The 398-nt window shown below is 46.0% G+C and carries 1 protein-coding gene; it reads left to right on the forward strand.

Going from position 1 to position 398, the window contains the following annotated elements:
* Positions 1 to 264: hypothetical protein (locus tag JHD69_RS20590; RefSeq protein WP_199142174.1), on the forward strand; the 264-nt coding region annotated here is incomplete at its 5' end.
* Between the last annotated feature and the right edge of the window lie 134 nt (positions 265 to 398).

Raw genomic sequence — 398 nt, forward strand, 5'->3', positions numbered from 1 at the left:
CCCCCCCCCCCCCCCCCCCCTTTTTCCCTCCCCCCCCCCCCCCCCACCCACACACATGTCGTGGTTCGTCGGCAGCGTCAGATGTGTATAAGAGACAGGTTAGAGCCAGCCAGTTATTTGGGGCGAAAACTGTTAACCTTCTTTGCGCAACAGCGCTATATTCAAACCAAAGTTTTTGGCAATCTAAGTGATTTTCTAATCCGTATTGTTGTATTTGGCTTTCATTCAATTGCCACCTATGGTGCTTACGCTGTGTTGTTGTAAACCACTTTTCAGCAAAAAATACCGCCATCCGAGCTTCATTGAGATAAACATTGTCAACGTCAGAAAATCCTGTTTGCTTATCTCTTTTTCTCATTATACCAACCACTACAATAGGCAATCGAACACATCTTTTC

This window comes from Pedobacter sp. ASV12 (assembly GCF_016429155.1).
GTDB lineage: Bacteria > Bacteroidota > Bacteroidia > Sphingobacteriales > Sphingobacteriaceae > Pedobacter.